At 44.7% G+C, this 18,758-nt stretch carries 15 protein-coding genes; all 15 read right to left on the minus strand.

Translation table 11 applies throughout. The features are described 5' to 3' along the window. Nucleotides 1-19: 19 nt before the first annotated feature. Complete coding sequence (gene infB / locus ACK8P5_RS15985; protein ID WP_422657255.1) at nucleotides 20-2,734, minus strand: translation initiation factor IF-2; 2,715 nt, start codon at nucleotides 2,732-2,734, stop codon at nucleotides 20-22. Next, on the minus strand, nucleotides 2,727-3,056 hold the full coding sequence (locus ACK8P5_RS15990) for a L7Ae/L30e/S12e/Gadd45 family ribosomal protein (RefSeq protein ID WP_422657256.1): 330 nt from the start codon (nucleotides 3,054-3,056) through the stop codon (nucleotides 2,727-2,729). Before ACK8P5_RS15990 ends, infB begins: the two co-directional genes overlap by 8 nt. Then, nucleotides 3,043-3,354 carry an RNase P modulator RnpM gene (gene rnpM, locus ACK8P5_RS15995; RefSeq protein WP_422657257.1) on the minus strand — a complete coding sequence of 104 codons (312 nt, stop codon included), beginning with the start codon at nucleotides 3,352-3,354 and terminating at the stop codon, nucleotides 3,043-3,045. Before rnpM ends, ACK8P5_RS15990 begins: the two co-directional genes overlap by 14 nt. Nucleotides 3,355-3,378: 24 nt before the next feature. Next, nucleotides 3,379-4,476, minus strand: a complete 1,098-nt coding sequence (nusA, locus tag ACK8P5_RS16000; RefSeq protein ID WP_422657258.1) for a transcription termination factor NusA — start codon at nucleotides 4,474-4,476, stop codon at nucleotides 3,379-3,381. A gap of 32 nt (nucleotides 4,477-4,508) precedes the next feature. Next, nucleotides 4,509-4,970, minus strand: coding sequence for a ribosome maturation factor RimP (rimP, locus tag ACK8P5_RS16005; protein ID WP_422657259.1), 462 nt, complete (start codon nucleotides 4,968-4,970; stop codon nucleotides 4,509-4,511). Nucleotides 4,971-5,164: 194 nt separating this feature from the next. Next, nucleotides 5,165-9,481, minus strand: coding sequence for a PolC-type DNA polymerase III (locus ACK8P5_RS16010; RefSeq protein WP_422657260.1), 4,317 nt, complete (start codon nucleotides 9,479-9,481; stop codon nucleotides 5,165-5,167). 167 nt (nucleotides 9,482-9,648) lie between these two features. Next, nucleotides 9,649-11,097: a proline--tRNA ligase gene (gene proS / locus ACK8P5_RS16015; RefSeq protein ID WP_422657261.1), complete on the minus strand. Its 1,449-nt coding sequence runs from the start codon at nucleotides 11,095-11,097 to the stop codon at nucleotides 9,649-9,651. 136 nt (nucleotides 11,098-11,233) lie between these two features. After that, nucleotides 11,234-12,502, minus strand: coding sequence for an RIP metalloprotease RseP (gene rseP / locus ACK8P5_RS16020; protein WP_422661495.1), 1,269 nt, complete (start codon nucleotides 12,500-12,502; stop codon nucleotides 11,234-11,236). 137 nt (nucleotides 12,503-12,639) lie between these two features. After that, complete coding sequence (locus ACK8P5_RS16025) at nucleotides 12,640-13,779, minus strand: 1-deoxy-D-xylulose-5-phosphate reductoisomerase (protein WP_422657262.1); 1,140 nt, start codon at nucleotides 13,777-13,779, stop codon at nucleotides 12,640-12,642. 19 nt (nucleotides 13,780-13,798) lie between these two features. Further along, nucleotides 13,799-14,599, minus strand: a complete 801-nt coding sequence (locus ACK8P5_RS16030) for a phosphatidate cytidylyltransferase (protein ID WP_422657263.1) — start codon at nucleotides 14,597-14,599, stop codon at nucleotides 13,799-13,801. Nucleotides 14,600-14,618: 19 nt separating this feature from the next. After that, a complete protein-coding gene (locus ACK8P5_RS16035) occupies nucleotides 14,619-15,386 on the minus strand; it encodes an isoprenyl transferase (protein ID WP_422661496.1) in 768 nt (255 codons plus the stop codon). Between the two features lie 68 nt (nucleotides 15,387-15,454). Beyond that, complete coding sequence (frr, locus tag ACK8P5_RS16040) at nucleotides 15,455-16,009, minus strand: ribosome recycling factor (protein WP_422657264.1); 555 nt, start codon at nucleotides 16,007-16,009, stop codon at nucleotides 15,455-15,457. Further along, nucleotides 16,009-16,737 carry a UMP kinase gene (gene pyrH, locus ACK8P5_RS16045; RefSeq protein ID WP_208918882.1) on the minus strand — a complete coding sequence of 243 codons (729 nt, stop codon included), beginning with the start codon at nucleotides 16,735-16,737 and terminating at the stop codon, nucleotides 16,009-16,011. Before pyrH ends, frr begins: the two co-directional genes overlap by 1 nt. A 418-nt stretch (nucleotides 16,738-17,155) precedes the next feature. After that, nucleotides 17,156-17,806: a translation elongation factor Ts gene (gene tsf, locus ACK8P5_RS16050; protein WP_422657265.1), complete on the minus strand. Its 651-nt coding sequence runs from the start codon at nucleotides 17,804-17,806 to the stop codon at nucleotides 17,156-17,158. Nucleotides 17,807-17,952: 146 nt separating this feature from the next. Then, a complete protein-coding gene (rpsB, locus tag ACK8P5_RS16055; RefSeq protein WP_422657266.1) occupies nucleotides 17,953-18,651 on the minus strand; it encodes a 30S ribosomal protein S2 in 699 nt (232 codons plus the stop codon). Between the last annotated feature and the right edge of the window lie 107 nt (nucleotides 18,652-18,758).

Below are 18,758 nucleotides of genomic sequence, written 5' to 3' on the forward strand. Positions count from 1 at the left end.
GTCTGATCACCTCTTTACGTTAGCGCTCTACCGTTTCCATGATAAAGGCTTCAATGACGTCGCCTTCTTTGACGTCACTATAGCTTTCCAAGGTAATACCACATTCATAACCCTGCGCTACTTCTTTTGCATCATCTTTGTAGCGCTTGAGGGAATCGATCTTACCTTCATGAATAACAATGCCGTCACGGATCAGACGCATTTCTGCGTTACGTGCAATTTTACCGGAAGTAACCATACAACCTGCAATGGTACCTACCTTAGTAACTTTAAAGGTATTACGTACTTCTGCGTGGCCGATGACGTTCTCTTTATAAATTGGATCCAGCATACCTTTCATAGCCTGCTCGATCTCTTCAATTACGTTGTAGATTACACGGTGTAGGCGAACATCCACTTTTTCTTGCTCAGCGGTCTGTTTCGCTTGTGTATCTGGACGAACGTTAAAACCAATTACAATCGCATTGGAAGCAGCAGCCAAGATAACATCTGACTCTGTAATAGCGCCTGCACCGCTGTGAATAATTTTCACGCGAACGCCTTCCACTTCGATTTTATTCAAGGAACCTTTCAGGGCTTCAACCGATCCCTGTACGTCACCTTTGATAATTACGTTAAGATCTTTGATCTCTCCATCTTTAATATGTTGGAACAGATCATCCAGCGTAACACGAGTATTCGTATTCAGCTCAGATTGACGATGTGTGATTGAACGTTTATCGGCAATCGAACGAGCTTTACGCTCATCTTCAAATACCATAAACGGATCCCCAGCACCAGGAACTTCAGTCAAACCTGTAATTTCTACAGGCGTTGAAGGTCCCGCTTCTTTCAAGCGACGGCCCTTATCGTTCACCATTGCACGGATACGTCCGAAGCAGTTACCTGCTACAAATGCGTCTCCAACTTTAAGTGTACCGTGTTGTACGAGAATTCTGGCAACAGGTCCTCTACCTTTATCAAGCTCTGCTTCAATAACGGTACCACGTGCACGCTTATCCGGGTTCGCTTTATATTCGTTAACCTCAGCTACGAGTAGAATCATCTCAAGGAGATCTTCGAGGCCCATGCGCTGTTTAGCCGAAACGTTTACGAAGATTGTATCTCCGCCCCACTCTTCAGGTACCAGTTCATACTCGGTTAATTCTTGTTTTACTTTATCTGGATTTGCATCCGGTTTATCGATTTTGTTAACGGCTACGATGATTGGAAGTCCAGCTGCTTTCGCATGGCTGATCGCTTCAACGGTCTGTGGCATTACACCGTCATCTGCTGCAACAACGATAATTGTCATGTCCGTAACCTGAGCACCACGAGCACGCATGGCAGTAAACGCTTCGTGACCTGGTGTATCCAGGAAAGTGATTTTCTTGTTGTTGATTTCCACTTGATACGCACCGATGTGCTGTGTAATACCACCAGCTTCACCGCTGGAGACATTCGCTGAACGGATCGCATCCAGTAGTGTTGTCTTACCATGGTCAACGTGACCCATGATCGTCACAACTGGAGGACGCTCAAGCAGATCCGTAGGGTCATCAACCTCTTCAACCGTTTCGAAGCGGTCTTCTTCAACCGGAATTTTCACTTCTACTTCTACGCCGAATTCGCCAGCCAATAGAAGGATTGTATCAATGTCAAGTTCCTGGTTAATCGTAGCCATCACGCCGAGGAAAATCAGCTTCTTAATGACCTCGGAAGCGTCCTTATGAAGCAGCTTCGCCGTTTCACCGACGGTCATGTTGCCACGGACGATAATTTTCTTCGGCGTGTTGTCGATTTTCTCACGAGGCGGCTGCTGGCTCTGATTCCGTCCGCGATTGTTCTTACCTCCACGGTTGTTACGGAAACCACCTTGACGATTATCATCAAAGCGCTTAGAGCCTGGACGGTTATTGTTGTTATTGTTGTTACTGCTGTTATTACCGTTACTTCTGTTACCACCACGGTTACCAGCACTACTATTGCTGCTACCTGCATTACTACTAGGACGGTTAGAGTCAAAACGTCCACCCTGGGACTGTCCTCCGCCTTGTGGTCGGTTTCCTTGGGATTGACTTGAACCTTGAGGGCGTGCTCCACCTTGTCCTGCACCTTGAGGACGGGAACCACCTTGTTGTCCTGCATTCTGAGGACGAGATCCACCTTGCTGACTAGAGCCCTGTTGCGGATTTCTGCTCCGGTTATTTTGCTGGCTTCCTTGGGAAGATCCAGTATTTGTTCTCCGGGAATCCTGACTACCTTGTGGGCGCTGTTGAGAGCCTGTTACATTTGAGTTGGTTTGATTTCTATTGTTCATACCTACCTGCTTTTCCTGTTGTTTTTTGGGCTGTCCTTGTTCCTGTCCATGACCAGATGGTCTTTGACCTTGATTACGGCTGCCGTCTTGCCCACCACGACTGCCTTCGCTGCTTTGTGTTGGAGCGTTTGTCTGAGTGCTTGCAGCTGGAGCTGGAGCTGTACTACTTGTACTTGCTGCTCCAGAGACCGCCGGTTTGCGGCTTTCACTACGAACTGTATCTGAGCCATCACGTTTAGCAGCAGCATTTGACTTAATGTCTTTGAAGAACTGCTCCACCCTTGATACTGTATCGTTCTCCATAACACTCATATGATTATTAACCGGAACATCTAGACGCTTGAGTATCGTTATAATTTCTTTACTGCTCATATTCAACGATTTAGCATACTCATATACTCGAAGTTTATTGTCTTTGTTTTCCTGTTTACTCAATATACTCCACCTCCGACATTATCCCCACTTGCTTGGAGATCATTTCTGCGAATCCTTGATCCGTAACTGCCAGCACAACACGTTCAGGTTTACCTACACTTGTGCCCAGACTTTCCCGGTCAAATCCGATTACCAGAGGGATTTTATAAGTACCGCACTTATCGCGGAACTTTTTTTTTGTATTATCTGAGGCGTCACCCGCCAGAATGACCATTTTCGCTTCAGAAGACCGGATTACTTTGAGCACGATCTCATCGCCGGTAACCACTTTACCTGCACGCATGGCAAGGCCTAAATGAGAAAGCGCCCTATTGTTCATCATCGGCACTCTCCTTAGCCGCTAGAAATTCATCTTCTACCTTAATGAAATCCTGAGCCAGCTGTTCATAAATTTCAGGCTGAACATGATGCTTTAAAGCACGATCAAGCGCTTTGTTTTTGTGGGCCAATTTAAAGCAGGATAACTTCCCGCACAAATAAGCGCCTCTACCCGACTTCTTGCCAGTCAGATCAATAAGCACTGTATCTTCGGGTGTTTTCACGACGCGAATAAGCTGCTTCTTGGACATCATTTCCTGACAAGCCACACATTTACGAAGCGGTATCTTTCTCTGTTTCAAAGCTAGCACCCCCGTCCCTTTACTTTAATCGACGGAGACGGAATCCTGATGCATTTCACCCGATAGGGTTTTTGGTCTGCCGTATTCCTGTTCCGCCTGACTCTCGCTTTTAATATCGATCTTCCATCCTGTCAGTTTAGCTGCAAGACGGGCATTCTGCCCTTTAATCCCGATAGCTAGGGACAGTTGGTAATCAGGAACAATGACGCGAGCCATCTTCTCATCCTCAAATACCTGCACTTCCAATACTTTAGAAGGACTCAAAGCATTTGCTACATACTCTTCAACCTGTTCTGAATACCGCACGATATCGATTTTCTCACCGCGAAGTTCGTTAACGATAGTCTGCACTCGCATACCTTTCGGTCCTACACAAGAGCCGACTGGATCAACTTCCTCATTGCGGGAGTATACAGCGATTTTGGATCGGAACCCAGCTTCACGAGCTACGGAACGAATTTCTACTACACCGTCAAAAATCTCAGGAACCTCAAGCTCGAACAGACGCTTCAAAAGACCAGGATGCGTACGAGACAACATAATCTGCGGTCCCTTTGTTGTGTTCTCTACTTTTGTAATGTACGCTTTGATCCGGTCGCCGTGCTTGAATTTTTCATTAGGCATCAGCTCGGTGAGCGGCAGAACCGCTTCAATCTTACCCAGGTCAATGTAAATGTTACGTGGATCCTGACGTTGTAGTGTACCTGTAACAATATCGTCTTCTTTATCAATGAAGGCGCTATAGATCAAGCCACGTTCCGCTTCACGAATACGTTGTGTAACAACCTGCTTCGCAGTTTGTGCAGCGATACGACCAAAATCACGTGGTGTTACTTCAATCTCGGCGATATCCTCGATTTGAAAATGCGGGTTGATATCTCTTGCCGCAGTCAGTGAAATTTCAGTACGTGAGTCAAGAACCTCTTCCACGATCAATTTCCGGGCATATACCTTAATAACACCAGTATTGCGGTTCATATCCACTCGCACATTCTGTGCAGCGTTAAAATTACGTTTATAGCTGGAAATGAGTGCCGCTTCAATCGCTTCAAACAGCACATCCTTGCTGATGCCTTTGTCTCTCTCCAACTCATTCATTGCTTCAATAAAATCCATACTCATTGAAAATCGGTTCCCCCTTTCAAAACTTCCGTCTAAAAAATGATGGCCAATCTGGCGCTGGCAACTCTTGCATATGGAATAACGTGCTGTTTCTTTCCGGATTTAATGACAAGCTCTTCATTCTCAAAGGACTCCAGCTTGCCTTCAAACTCCTTCATTCCATCCACAGCCTCGTAGACCGTAACGAAAACATCTTTTCCGACTGATTTAGCAACGTCTTCCATCTTCTTCAACGGACGCTCTGCACCAGGTGAAGAAACTTCAAGAAAGTAAGCTGTCGGAATGGGATCATTCTCATCCAGCTTTTGGCTCAGGTATTCGCTGACCAATCCGCAATCATCAATATCGATGCCGCCCTCTTTGTCTACAAACACACGTAAAAACCAATTGCTGCCTTCTTTAACATATTCCACATCTACCAGTTCAAAGCCGTGCTCATCCAAATACGGCTGCACCATTTCTTCCACAGTCGTTTTAATCTTCGGTGTGCTCAAAGAACATAACCTCCAACACTTTCATTTCCTATATACCAAAGAGTAAAGAGTGGGTTGCCCCACTCTTTACACAACGGTTTTATCTCCATGATTACCAAAAAAATTATAACATAGTCTGGCAGTAGTGACAAGTATGAGTCCTTGACTGTCAAGTTGTCAAGTGCCCTCATATCCCCTGTGTTTACAGTATTAATTTAAAACAATGAGAGTTGATTACTCTCCGGCAATCCTCGGAAGCAGCCCATTTGCGTGAGCAGTTCAACCGCTGTTTTACTCGCTTTAGATTTCTGTTGGAAGTCTTCGATTGACAGGAATTCCCCTGCCTCTTTAGCAGCAGCGATGTTCCGTGCCGCATTATCTCCGATCCCCTGTAGGGCTGAGAATGGAGGAATAAGCGCGTCCCCGTCCACCGTGAAACGAAGTGCATCGGAACGGTACAGGTCTATATTTTTAAATGTAAACCCACGCGCTGTCATCTCCAAGGCCATCTCGAGAATAGAAAGCATACTTTTCTCCTTAGTGCTTGCTTGGAACCCTAACTGTTCGATTTCAACAATCCGTCTTTGGATCGCATCGTAACCTTGACAGCATAATTCGATATCAAAATCCTCAGCACGAACAGAGAAATAGGTAGCGTAATATTCAATAGGATGATAAAGCTTAAAGTAGGCGGTACGAACAGCCGAGATAACATACGCGGCAGCGTGCGCCTTCGGGAACATGTACTGGATTTTCAGACATGAATCGATATACCACTGAGGTACTTTACATCTCTTCATTTCATCTATCCATTCCTGCGACAATCCTTTACCTTTACGAACGCTCTCCGTAATCTTAAATGCAAGTCCGGCATCCATTCCAGCCTTATAGATTAAGAATAGCATGATATCATCACGACAACCAATAACCGTCTTGATGTTGCATGTGCCATTCTTTATCAGCTCCTGAGCATTACCTAGCCATACGCCTGTTCCGTGAGAAAGTCCAGATATCTGCAAAAGGTCAGCAAAACTGGATGGCTTCGATTCAATCAACATCTGACGAACGAATTTAGTCCCCATCTCCGGAACACCATAGGTAGCAACCGGTGAGCGAATTTGTTCAGGCGTAACACCGAGCGCTTCCGTTGAGTTGAACATGCTCATAACCTTCGGATCATTCATCGGAATTGTCGTCGGATCCACCCCGGTTAAGTCCTGCAGCATGCGCATCATCGTCGGATCATCATGACCCAGAATATCAAGCTTGAGCAAGTTCGCATCAAATGCGTGATAATCAAAGTGAGTTGTTTTCCATTCAGCTTTCACATCATCAGCTGGGAACTGAACAGGCGTAATATCTTCAACTTCAATATAATCTGGAACAACTACGATACCGCCTGGATGCTGACCCGTGCTACGTTTGACACCAGTACATCCTGAAGCTAGACGATTAAGCTCAGCCCCGCGCCAACGCTTCTGATGTTCTTCTTCATACTTTTTGGCATAACCAAATGCCGTTTTCTCCGCAACCGTACCAATTGTTCCCGCACGGAATACGCTTTTTTCACCGAACATTACCTTGGTATAGTTATGCGCTTCTGGCTGGTATTCACCTGAGAAGTTCAAGTCAATATCAGGGACTTTGTCCCCTTTAAACCCAAGGAACGTTTCAAACGGTATATCCTGCCCCTCACCTTTTAGCGTGCTGTCACATTTAGGACATTGCTTATCGGGAAGGTCGAATCCACTGGGTACACTACCATCAAGGAACCATTCACTATATTTACAATCTGAATTTTTACAAATGTAGTGAGCTGGAAGCGGGTTTACCTCAGAAATGCCAAGAAACGTAGCAACAACAGACGAACCTACAGATCCCCGAGATCCTACCAAGTATCCATCCTTATTCGATTTCTTAACGAGCTTCTCGGAGATGAGATAGTTAGCGGAGAAACCGTACTTTATAATCGGCTCCAGTTCCTTCTCAAGTCGTGCTACAACTACCTCTGGCAAATCCTCACCATATATTGATTTGGCTGTATCGTAACATGTATTACGAATCTCCTCATCTGCTCCATCAATAATCGGGGTGAACAGCTTAGATGGGAATAATTCTAATTCTTCAAAACGATCGGCTAGATCATTTGTATTCTTAACGACGATTTCATAAGCTTTATCTTCCCCTAAATAAGCGAACTCCTCTAGCATCTCGTCCGTGGTTCGGAAGTGAGCATCAGGCTTACGGATATCTTTCAGGGGACTAAAGCCCGTAATACCATGAATCGTAATATCACGGAACAGCTTATGTCCTGGCTCAAGATAATGAACATTTCCTGTTGCAATAACCGGTTTGTTCAGCTTCTCGCCAATTTTAATTACTTTGCGAATGGCGTTCTTCAAATCATCTGGACTGGCTACAAAACCTTTATCCACGAGATGCATGTACATCGTAAGAGGCTGTACCTCCAGCACATCATAGAACTGAGCGATCTCTTCAGCTTCTTCCTCTGTTTTGTTCAGAACCGTTTCAAAGAATTCGCCCTTCTCGCAGCCTGATAGAACGATGAGCCCATCGCGCATTTCAACAAGCTTAGATTTCGGAATGCAAGGCACTCTTTTAAAATACTCGGTATGGGACATTGATATAAGCTTGTATAAATTCTTCTTACCAATCGGGTTCAGCGCATAGATTCCACAATGAAAAGGTCTTGTGTTGGATAAATCATTACCGACATAGTCGTTAAGTCGATCCAGCATCTTGATGCCTTTCATTTTATCCACATCTGCTAGGAGACCGTTCAAAATACCTGCAAGTGCAATTGTATCGTCAATCGCCCGGTGATGGCTCTCTAGCAATACCTTGTACTTATCAGCCAGCGTATTCAAACGGTGGTTCCTCATGCCCGGATAAAGCAGCCTTGCCAGCTCAAGCGTATCTAAGTATGGATTCTCAAGGATGGGCATGCCGGCATTCTTAAGTGAAGCTTGAATGAAACCCATATCGAATCGTGCATTATGAGCGACAATCACAGCGTCCCCTACAAATTCAACAAAATCTTTGAGTACGGGTTCGAGGTCTGGAGCGTCTTTGACCATCTCATCCGTAATATTCGTTAACTGCTGAATATGATAAGGGATTTTCTCATGCGGGTTAACGAAGGTAGCATATCTATCGATTTCTTTACCCTCGTGCATTTTGACTGCTGCAATCTCCGTAATTTTGTTACGGGTGATCGATAGACCTGTAGTCTCGATATCAAATACGACGTATGTGGCAGTTTTCAGGTCGATGCCCGGCTTCGCTTGCTCAACTACATTGACCGCGTCATTTACAACATTGGCTTCAACACCGTACATCATCTTGATACCGTTCTTTTTGGAGTGCTTATCCGCATCCGGGAAACACTGAACACCACCATGGTCACTAACAGCAATTGCCTTGTGCCCCCATGATGCAGCAGTCTTTATATATTTATCAATGGAAGTTACAGCATCCATTGTACTCATCGTTGTATGGAGGTGAAACTCAACTCGCTTCACTGGTGCATTATCTTTACGTGCTGGTGGAGCCTTCACTTCAGTCAAATCTGAAGGTATCATTACAAGTTCTGGGATTTGCATAAACCGATCAAATTCCACTCGGCCGCGTGCCTTCAACCATTTTCCGTTTTCTAACAAACCAAACACTTTTAGATCTTCTTTTGTTTTAGCAAACATCTTCATCTGAAGTGAATCTGTGAAATCTGTAAGATTGAACGTAAAGAGAGTCATTCCATTTCGAAGCTCCTTACGATCAAGACCGAAAATAGTTCCTTGAATGGCAATCTTCTTCTCTTCATCTTGAATTTCTTGAATCGGAACAGGCTGGTCCTTAATTTCATTTCCAACTTGAAGCTTGATGTCGCCTTCTTCCTCTTCTATAGCATCCTCGGACTCAAGACTCGTCATAAGGGCTTGAATTACTTCTCGTTCTTCCTCACGTTTCTTCTGTTCGAATTCTTCATAAGCAGCCAGTCCATTATCACCGACACTCATCTTCACTCGAAGATTAAGCGAAAAATACTGATTGAAAAAACGCGTAATCGCCTCATCAATCTGCTTCTTGCGCGCAAGCTCTAGAGACATCCCATCTGACATCGTGAGATGCAATTGACCTTCTTCTACTTCATGCTTAGCTCTAGCCATCCAGCCGTTAACGGATGGAATTTCCCGGTGTACCCACTCTAAGAAAAGCCCCCAGTATTCTTGTACAATATCTGCTTCACGAACTGAACCTTGATAACGGAACAAAAATCTAATTTTCGCAATATGGTTCATTTTTTCTTGGATTCTTAAGCAAAAAGTTCTATATACCTCTGACGGAACAAGGTTTTCCTTCGCAATGGTAACCAACCATTCCTTACTGCCGCGGCTTATTTCTACCTGTTCAATCCAGCCGTCCATAAAATAGGGTTCTATCAAACCTGCCGGGACTTCTCCCTGCTTCATCAGCAGCTCAAACCTTTTTCTCTTCTCTTCCGCTGTGCCCATGGTTCCCTCCCCCTGCTTACGAAAAAATGAGACGAAAACAAACGAAAAGCTTCTGAGGCAGCACCCATTCGTCCTGTTGCCCACAGAGCGTCATGCCATCCAGAAGCTTTCCGGAATACTTCTCTTTTATTCTCAAAGCAACTTTCGATATCTATTACTCTATCATATTAGTAAGCTCTTGCGAACAGTACGGTATGATTTGCCTCTTCTCCACATACTAGGCAAGTCTTCTTATGTTCACCTGGCTCAAATGGAATATTTCGGCTAGTAGCCCCTGTTTCCTGCTTCACTGTATCCTCACATGCACCAGATCCACACCAGCCAGCTAGTGTAAAGCCGCGCTTTTCTTCCATGCTTTCTTTCATTTCATCCAGTGTATCTACGGAATAGAAATGATCTTCGCGGAATGCTTTAGCGCGGTTAAACATTTCTTCATGCACCTGATCCAGCATTGCTTTTACTTCTTCTACCAGGTTCGCTTGCTCAATTACTTTCTTCTCTCCGGTGATGCGAGATACGAGCACACAAACGCCATTCTCCATATCACGAGGTCCGATTTCAAGGCGTACAGGTACACCACGCATTTCATATTCGTTAAACTTCCAACCTGGACGAACACTTGTGTTGTCGTCTACACGGACACGAACTCCTGCTGATTTCAGTTCTTTGAACAGCTCGTCTGTGCGACCTACAACAGCCTCCCATGTCTTCGGAGGTCCGATAGGAACCATAATTACTTGTGTTGGAGCAACTTTCGGTGGCAATACCAAACCGCGATCATCTCCGTGTACCATAATTAATGATCCAATGAGACGTGTACTTACACCCCAAGATGTAGTGTGTGCATACTCCAGTGTATTGTCACGATTCAGATATTCTATATCAAAGGCCTTGGAGAAATTAGTGCCCATGTAATGGGAAGTACCAGCTTGTACAGCTCTTCCGTCTTTCATCATAGCTTCGATGGAATACGTATCTACTGCACCCGCAAATTTCTCTGATGGTGTCTTCTGACCTTTAATAACCGGAATAGCTAAGTAATTCTCTACAAAATCACAATAGATATCCAGCATCTGCATTGTTTCTTGACGTGCTTCTTCTTCCGTCTCATGCGCAGTGTGACCTTCTTGCCATAGGAATTCACTTGTCCGCAAAAATGGAAGTGTACGTTTCTCCCAGCGAACAACGTTAGCCCACTGATTGATTAGTACAGGGAGATCACGATAAGATTGAATCCACTTCGAGTACATATGTCCAATCATCGTCTCGGAAGTTGGTCGAATTGCAAGACGCTCTTCGAGCTTCTCGCCTGCAGCTTCTGTTACCCAAGGCAGCTCTGGATTAAAGCCTTCCACATGTTCTTTCTCTTTCTGGAAAAAGCTCTCTGGAATAAAGAGTGGGAAATAAGCGTTACGGTGGCCCGTCTCTTTAAAGCGACGATCTAACTCATCCTTGATATGTTCCCAAATTTCAAAACCGTCCGGCTTAAATACGATACAGCCCCGAACTGGTGAGTAATCCATCAAATCTGCTTTTTTGATGACATCAATATACCAACGCGAAAAGTCCTCTCCTTGCGGTGTAATTTCAGTCACGAATTGTTTATCCTTAGACATAAGAATATTTGTCCTCCCATATGAAAAGCGTCAATTATGTAGCTTTAACAAGCTATTGTTAGATACTTTAATAATAAAAATAGTCAAAAAAATTTACGGCTCAGTGCGGCTGGCGCACCGAGCCGTAAATTAATCGTTAACCGTTAATTAATCGCAGTATATCGTTATAGGTTACAGCGATCATCAATAGGAATAGCATAGCAAACCCAATGAAATGCACCATACCTTCACGATTAGGATCGATTGGCTTGCCACGAAGTGCTTCCACGCCTAGGAACACAAGACGACTTCCATCTAGCGCAGGCACAGGCAACAAGTTAAAGATACCCAGATACAAGCTCAGTATCGCTGCCCAATAGGTCAGCTGAACGATGCCTTGCTTCGCGATCTGCCCTGTCACTTCAAACGTCCGAACTGGTCCTCCCAAGTCATCCATCGAGAATTGCTGAATAAGCTGACTGAATCCTTGGAAAATGATGTTGGTTGTATCCACCATCGCTTTTCCAGAGCCCGTAATGGTCTCACCAAGTCCTGCCGAACGAGTTGGAAGTTCAGGAACAATCCCGACCTTACCGCCTTCCTGCCCCTCCATAGAACGAGGGGTTAACGTCACATTAAATACTTGGTCACCGCGGCGTACGGTCCAATCCATCGGCTTGTCCTTTGAATCGGAGATGAGATCAATCATTTTTTTGTAATCTGCACCGATTGCGGTACCATTGACAGTTTCAATGATGTCTCCTTCACGAAGGTTAGCTTCAGCTGCAGGCATGTTCTCCGTAATCTTACCAATCTGTACGTAAGTTGGATTCTCAACCGGAATTCCCGCCATTTGAATATGAAGTGCGAACAATATAAATGCCAATATAAAGTTCATCACTGGTCCGGCAAAAATAGCAAGCGCCCGCTGTCCAACCGTTTTACTTCCAAACTGACGATTTTTAGGAGCGATTTGTGTTTCGACTCCCTTGGTCACCATCAGCGCCTGAGGGTGAACCTCGTACTGTTGAAATTCTCCATCCACATCTAGACGAAGGGATAAACGCTCCTCCAGATCGATAAACTGAACCTCGCCCCGAATTACATTCTTGCGATTATCAAGCTGATCTAGATAGATTCGCTTCACCTGATTGTCACTATTCACCCTAACGGCAATGGTCTGCCCAGGCTGAATTTCAACCAATTCAGGGTCTTCACCAGCCATTCGGGCATATCCACCAAATGGAAGAAGCCGCAATGTGAATTGAGTTTCGTTACGCTTATAAGAGAACAGTTTCGGACCGAAACCGATCGCGAATTCACGAACTAAAATCCCAGCTCGTTTGGCGAAATAGTAGTGCCCCCATTCATGCACCGTTACGATTACAAAAAACATGAGCACCGTTAAAAAAACAACCTGCACCATTTCCAATATTGACATCCCCCTTTTCCTCTGAGAACGCAGTATGTCCCTATAGATTATCATTATTCTCTTATTGACCACAAGAGAATCACATGTTGTCAGCTTTTTTCAGGGAGAATTTTCGAAATAGCTTTAGATTCCTATAGCTGCGCTGCTAATTCACGAGCCAAGGTGTCACTTTCTTCAATAGCCTCCAAAGCCGGTTCAGGTGTGTTTTGGTGCTTGTTAAGCACGCCTTCGATGATATCCTCAATCTGCAAGAAAGAAATTTCTCCACGCAGAAAACGGGAAACCGCAATTTCATTGGCGGCATTAAATACCGTTGTTGCCGTTCCACCCATTTTACCACATTCATAAGCAAGTCTTAAACAAGGGAACCGGTCAAAATCCATTTCTCGGAATTGAAGTTTCCCAGCTTCCGCTAAAGACAAGCCTTTGGATGGAGAGGGCCAGCGTTCAGGAAATGTAAGAGCATACTGAATTGGCACTCTCATATCTGGGTTTCCAAGTTGTGCGATGATACTGGAATCACGATATTGTACAAAAGAGTGAATAATGCTCTCTGGATGAAGCAGCACTTGTATCTGTTCATAAGGAAGTCCGAACAACCAGTGAGCTTCAATAACTTCCAAGCCTTTATTAACCATCGTTGCCGAATCAATGGTAATCTTGGCACCCATAGACCAGTTTGGATGTTTTAAAGCATCTTCAACCGTTACATTTTTCAGTTGTTCACGTGTGAGATCTCGAAATGATCCACCCGATGCAGTCAAAGTTATAAAATCAACATCCGCACGACGCTCTCCGTTCAAACATTGAAAAATTGCGGAGTGCTCACTATCGATAGGAATGATGTCAACACCCTGAGACTTGGCTAAGTCCATGACGAGATGCCCAGCGGTTACTAGTGTCTCTTTATTCGCTAAACCAATCGATTTACCCGCTTTGATGGCCGCTAAGGTTGATGGTAACCCCATACTTCCGACGACTGCGGTAACGACAAAATCAGCTTCCGTACCTGCTGCGACCTCGATCAAACCCTCTTGGCCATAATAAAGCTGTATACCTGCAGGAAGATCTGGACGAATGCGATCCGCCAGTTCTTTCGTAGCAACAGATACCTTTTTCGGATTAAATTCCTTCACTTGTTGTGTCAGTAAATCCACATTACTACCTGCTGCTAAACCCTCGATTTGAAAGGAGTCACGGTATTTTGACACAACATCTAATGTCTGGGTTCCAATGGAGCCAGTAGAACCTAGCACACTAATTTTTTTCATTCCTGCACCTTCCCTTTCATCAGTAAGGCAGAAGACTTAATATATGTACAAATGGGAATACAACAATCCAGCTATCACAGCGATCCAAAATCCCGCCATGACCTGGCAAAAGACTACCCGAATCTTTAATGCCGTATACCCGCTTATAAGCCGACTGCACGAGATCTCCAAGCTGTCCAATGACCGCACAAGCAATCCCGATCAACAGGGCGTTGCCGTAAGGAAGCAGCCCATTCGATAAGAGGGCAAAGATCATCGCAGTAAGAACTGCAATGACCACGCCCCCAACAGCACCTTCCACAGTTTTGTTCGGACTGATTGCTGGCCAGAGCTTGGTGCGACCCAGCTTACGACCTACAAAGTAGGCACCTGCGTCACTTGCCCATATCGATGCCAGAAGCAAGAACGTCCAAAACAGACCATGTCCATCAGGTGTGCTTCTCGATTCAGCAATATACATAAAGCCCATTCCGATGTAGATCGACGCAAGAAACAATAGCGAGACTTGCCCAATTGGAGTCTTGTTCTTGCTGAATACCGTAACGAATAAAAAGAGTAGCATCACAAGCCAGATTACGTGCTCCCACGAGAACGGGAACGTTATATCCAACAAATTCCATGGAAAGACAAACATAAGTACACCCAGATAACCTATCGCCGCTGTCCCACCAAAAGGTGCAATTTTTGTCATTCTAGCGAATTCATAAAAACCGATCAGGGACATAGCTAAAACGAGAAGATGATACCAAAGACCGCCCATGAAACATAATCCTAAAAAGACAGCTCCCGCTATAATTCCGGTAATCAAACGCTGTTTCATAACGTCCTATCCTCCATAACTACGTTAGGCCGCCGTAGCGCCGTGTTCTGCGTTGATATTCAGCAACAGCCTCCACCAGATGTTCACTGGTGAATTCAGGCCATAAAGTCTCGGTAAACCACATTTCGCTGTATGCGAGCTGCCACAACATAAAGTTGCTGAGACGCAGTTCACCGCTTGTTCGGATTAATAAATCCGGATCCGGCAAATCACCTGAAAGAAGCTGTTTGCCAATTAGTTCTTCGGTAATATCCTCAGGCCGAAGGGTCCCCTCGCTTATGTCCCGCCCAAGCGCTTTGACACATTCGGTGATCTCCTTGCGGCTGCCGTAATTCAACGCAAAATTCAAAACAAGCCCATCATTATTCGCCGTCCTTGCAACAGCTTCTTTCATAGCCTCCAGCGTATGCGAAGGAAGATCCTCGGGATAACCCATCATGGTGACCCGAACATTTTTCTCAATCAGTTCTTCCAACTCTAGCGCTAGAAACTCTTGCGGAAGCTTCATCAGGAAATCGACCTCATCCTTGGGACGCTTCCAGTTTTCCGTTGAAAAAGCATACATCGTCAATATTTTGATCCCCAAATCATCCGCTGCAATTGCGGTCCTTTTGACTGCCTTCATGCCATTCTGGTGTCCTAGAATCCGCGGTAATCCGCGCTTCTTGGCCCAGCGGCCGTTGCCGTCCATTATGATGGCCACATGCTGAGGGATGTTGTCGGGAGAGAGCCGGAGCGCCTGCTGACTGTCCTCCTGATTCAACCACGATCGAACCCGTTTGATCATTCCATTTCCTCCAGGCATCTTTCTGCAAAAAAGAGACAAACCCCACCTAACCGGAGGGGCCGAAGTCTCTATACTTCCATAATCTCTTTTTCTTTTGCAACGAGCACTTTGTCGACTTCGGCAGTATATTTATCCGTAGCCTTCTGGATATCTTCCTGATGTCTCCGGGACTCGTCCTCGGAAATATCAGTTTTCTCCAACTTCTTAATGTCGTCATTGGCATCACGGCGAATGTTACGGATGGCTACCTTCGCTTCTTCACCGAATTTCTTCGTCATTTTCACAAGGTCAGTTCTACGCTCTTCCGTAAGAGCAGGAATTGACAAGCGAATTTGATTACCATCATTCGCTGGTGTTAATCCAAGATCAGATTTCATGATCGCTTTCTCAATATCACCGAGCGAGGATTTATCCCACGGCTGAATCATAAGCGTACGGGAATCCGGTGTAGTAATATTAGCAAGCTGATTAACCGGAGTTGGAGCTCCGTAATATTCCACTTGAATACGGTCGAGCAGAGATGAACTTGCCCGGCCGGCACGCAACGTCGCGAGATCGCGTTTCAATGACAGGATCGCTTTTTCCATGCGTTCTTCTGCATTCTTTTTCACCGTTTGTGGCATTAATCTACACTCCCTTTAACGATCGTTCCAATCTTTTCACCTAGAACGACTCGCTTAATATTACCTTGCTCTGTAATGGCGAATACAATAAGCGGAATGTTATTGTCCATGCACAATGAAGAAGCTGTAGAGTCCATAACACCCAGGTTTTTATTCAACACATCAAGGTAAGTAAGCTGTTCATACTTCTCAGCTGTTTCATCCTTAAACGGATCTGCGGAATAAACACCATCCACTTTATTCTTAGCCATCAGAATTACTTCAGCTTCGATCTCAGCAGCTCTCAGAGCAGCCGTAGTATCGGTAGAGAAGTATGGGTTACCTGTGCCCGCTGCAAAGATAACAACACGGCCTTTTTCCAGATGACGGATCGCTCTACGGCGGATGTAAGGTTCAGCAATTTGCTGCATGGAGATCGATGTTTGAACCCGTGTAGGCACACCGATTTGTTCCAATGCATCTTGCAGTGCCAGTGAGTTCATCACGGTTGCAAGCATTCCCATGTAATCGGCAGTTGCACGATCAATACCGTTCGCGCTTCCAGCGATACCACGCCAAATATTACCACCACCACATACAATCGCTACTTCTACGCCGAGTGCAACAACTTCTTGCACCTGTTCTGCGATGGATGTAATCGTCTCCGCATCAATACCATAACCATTTTGGCCCGATAGGGATTCCCCACTGACCTTCAAAATAACTCGTTTAAATACAGGCTGTTCCAAATGTTAACCCTCCACTTTAAGACGGCGCCTTTCAAAAAGACGCCCGTTTGAAAAACGACAGACAGACGCAAAACACTGCTTGACGGCACATAAAAATCGGGTAAAAACTCCGTTTCGCGGGGAAACGTCTATCGACACATCTTCAGGTAGCAGACCGCCTTTAGATGAAGTTGTTCCTTCAAGATAAGGATCGTCTTTACTCCGAATTTTTACACTTTCTTATCTTATAAGAAAACCAAATATATCGATGTACTTCAAGTAGAAACGCTTCTTTCATCCTTATTTAAAAGGATGAGGATCGTTTCCGCGAGAATATAAGCCAAGTATAACATGAAGGTTATACTTTCTTACATTTTTAAAAAAGAAGGAACACAAAGTGTTCCACTCTTTTTTTAAAGCTATATTTAGCCTAAATGGCTTATTTATTCACCTGAGACATAACTTCTTCTACGAAGTTGTCAACTTTCTTCTCAAGACCTTCACCAAGCTCATAACGTACAAAACGACGGATGGAGATATTCTCACCGATCGTGCTGATTTTTTCGTTAAGAAGAGTGCTGATCGTTTTGTCTGGATCTTTAACGAAAGATTGATCAAGTAGGCAGTACTCTTCATAGTATTTGTTAATGCGGCCTTCAACCATTTTTTCAACGATTTTCTCAGGTTTACCTTCATTCAGAGCTTGAGCTTTCAAAATTTCTTTCTCTTTCTCTAGCTCATCCGCAGGAACTTCTTCACGACGAACATATTTCGGGCTTGCAGCAGCGATATGCATAGCGATGTCGCGTGCAAACTCTTTAAATTGATCTGTTTTACCAACGAAGTCAGTTTCGCAGTTGATTTCAACAAGAACACCGATACGACCGCCACCGTGGATGTAAGATTCTACTACACCTTCAGTTGCAATACGTCCAGCTTTGTTCGCAGCTGCAGACAAACCTTTTTCACGAAGAAGCGCGATCGCTTTATCGATATCACCATTTGTTTCGTCAAGTGCTTTTTTACAATCAAGCATACCTGCGCCTGTTCTTTCACGAAGTTCTTTTACCGCACTAGCTGATACTGCCATTGATATTCCCTCCAGTTATAATTAGCATATTAATGCTGTTTCTCAGCATTTTTTCACATTCTGACCTTAAAAAAAGGGCAGTGAGAGGTTATCCACCTACCAACCACCCTTTTCATTTAATTCAATCTTTATACGTCCAACCTATATTAGGCTGTAGTTTCTTCACCTTGGTGAGCTTCTACAACGGCATCAGCCATTTTACCTGTCAGCAACTTAACAGCGCGGATCGCGTCATCGTTACCTGGGATAACATAGTCGATTTCGTCTGGATCACAGTTAGTATCTACGATACCTACAATTGGGATACCCAATTTGCGAGCTTCTGCAACTGCGATACGCTCTTTACGAGGGTCGATGATGAACAAAGCGCTTGGAAGACCCTTCATGTTCTTAATACCGCCGAGGAATTTCTCAAGACGATCTTTCTCTTTGCGGAGAAGGATAACTTCTTTCTTAGGCAATACTTCGAACGTGCCATCTTCTTCCCACTTCTCAAGTTCCTTCAAACGATTAATACGTTTTTGGATTGTTTCGAAGTTAGTCAGCGTTCCGCCGAGCCAACGTTGGTTGATGTAGTACATACCACAACGTTCTGCTTCTTCTTTCACGGAATCTTGAGCTTGTTTCTTTGTTCCGACGAAAAGGATTGTTCCGTTCTCGCCAGCAACACTCTTAACAAAGTTGTAAGCTTCCTCTACCTTTTTAACCGTTTTTTGCAGGTCAATAATGTAAATTCCGTTTCTTTCAGTGAAGATATATCTGTCCATTTTCGGGTTCCAACGACGAGTCTGGTGACCGAAGTGTACCCCAGCTTCCAAAAGCTGCTTCATGGAGATTACTGCCATCTTCACACACCTCCTAAGTTTGGTTTTTGTGTGCCCTCCGCCAAGGTCATTTCTCGTTAAGACTCCCATAAGGAAGCACCCCTAACGAAATCTCTTAGCGTGTGTTT

Origin of the sequence: Paenibacillus sp. EC2-1, assembly GCF_049311625.1 — a bacterium.
Taxonomy (GTDB): Bacteria; Bacillota; Bacilli; order Paenibacillales; family Paenibacillaceae; genus Paenibacillus_AQ.

Excerpts from the sequence above, each read along its gene's own strand:
- ACK8P5_RS15990 (WP_422657256.1), bottom strand. The coding sequence starts at position 3,056 with ATGATGAACAATAGGGCGCTTTCTCATTTAGGCCTTGCCATGCGTGCA.
- rseP (WP_422661495.1), bottom strand. The coding sequence starts at position 12,502 with ATGGTGCAGGTTGTTTTTTTAACGGTGCTCATGTTTTTTGTAATCGTA.
- rpsB (WP_422657266.1), bottom strand. The coding sequence starts at position 18,651 with ATGGCAGTAATCTCCATGAAGCAGCTTTTGGAAGCTGGGGTACACTTC.
- ACK8P5_RS16010 (WP_422657260.1), bottom strand. The coding sequence starts at position 9,481 with ATGGGCACAGCGGAAGAGAAGAGAAAAAGGTTTGAGCTGCTGATGAAG.
- proS (WP_422657261.1), bottom strand. The coding sequence starts at position 11,097 with ATGTCTAAGGATAAACAATTCGTGACTGAAATTACACCGCAAGGAGAG.
- tsf (WP_422657265.1), bottom strand. The coding sequence starts at position 17,806 with ATGGCAGTATCAGCTAGTGCGGTAAAAGAACTTCGTGAAAGAACAGGC.
- ACK8P5_RS16025 (WP_422657262.1), bottom strand. The coding sequence starts at position 13,779 with ATGAAAAAAATTAGTGTGCTAGGTTCTACTGGCTCCATTGGAACCCAG.
- ACK8P5_RS16035 (WP_422661496.1), bottom strand. The coding sequence starts at position 15,386 with ATGATCAAACGGGTTCGATCGTGGTTGAATCAGGAGGACAGTCAGCAG.
- ACK8P5_RS16030 (WP_422657263.1), bottom strand. The coding sequence starts at position 14,599 with ATGAAACAGCGTTTGATTACCGGAATTATAGCGGGAGCTGTCTTTTTA.
- nusA (WP_422657258.1), bottom strand. The coding sequence starts at position 4,476 with ATGAGTATGGATTTTATTGAAGCAATGAATGAGTTGGAGAGAGACAAA.
- frr (WP_422657264.1), bottom strand. The coding sequence starts at position 16,009 with ATGCCACAAACGGTGAAAAAGAATGCAGAAGAACGCATGGAAAAAGCG.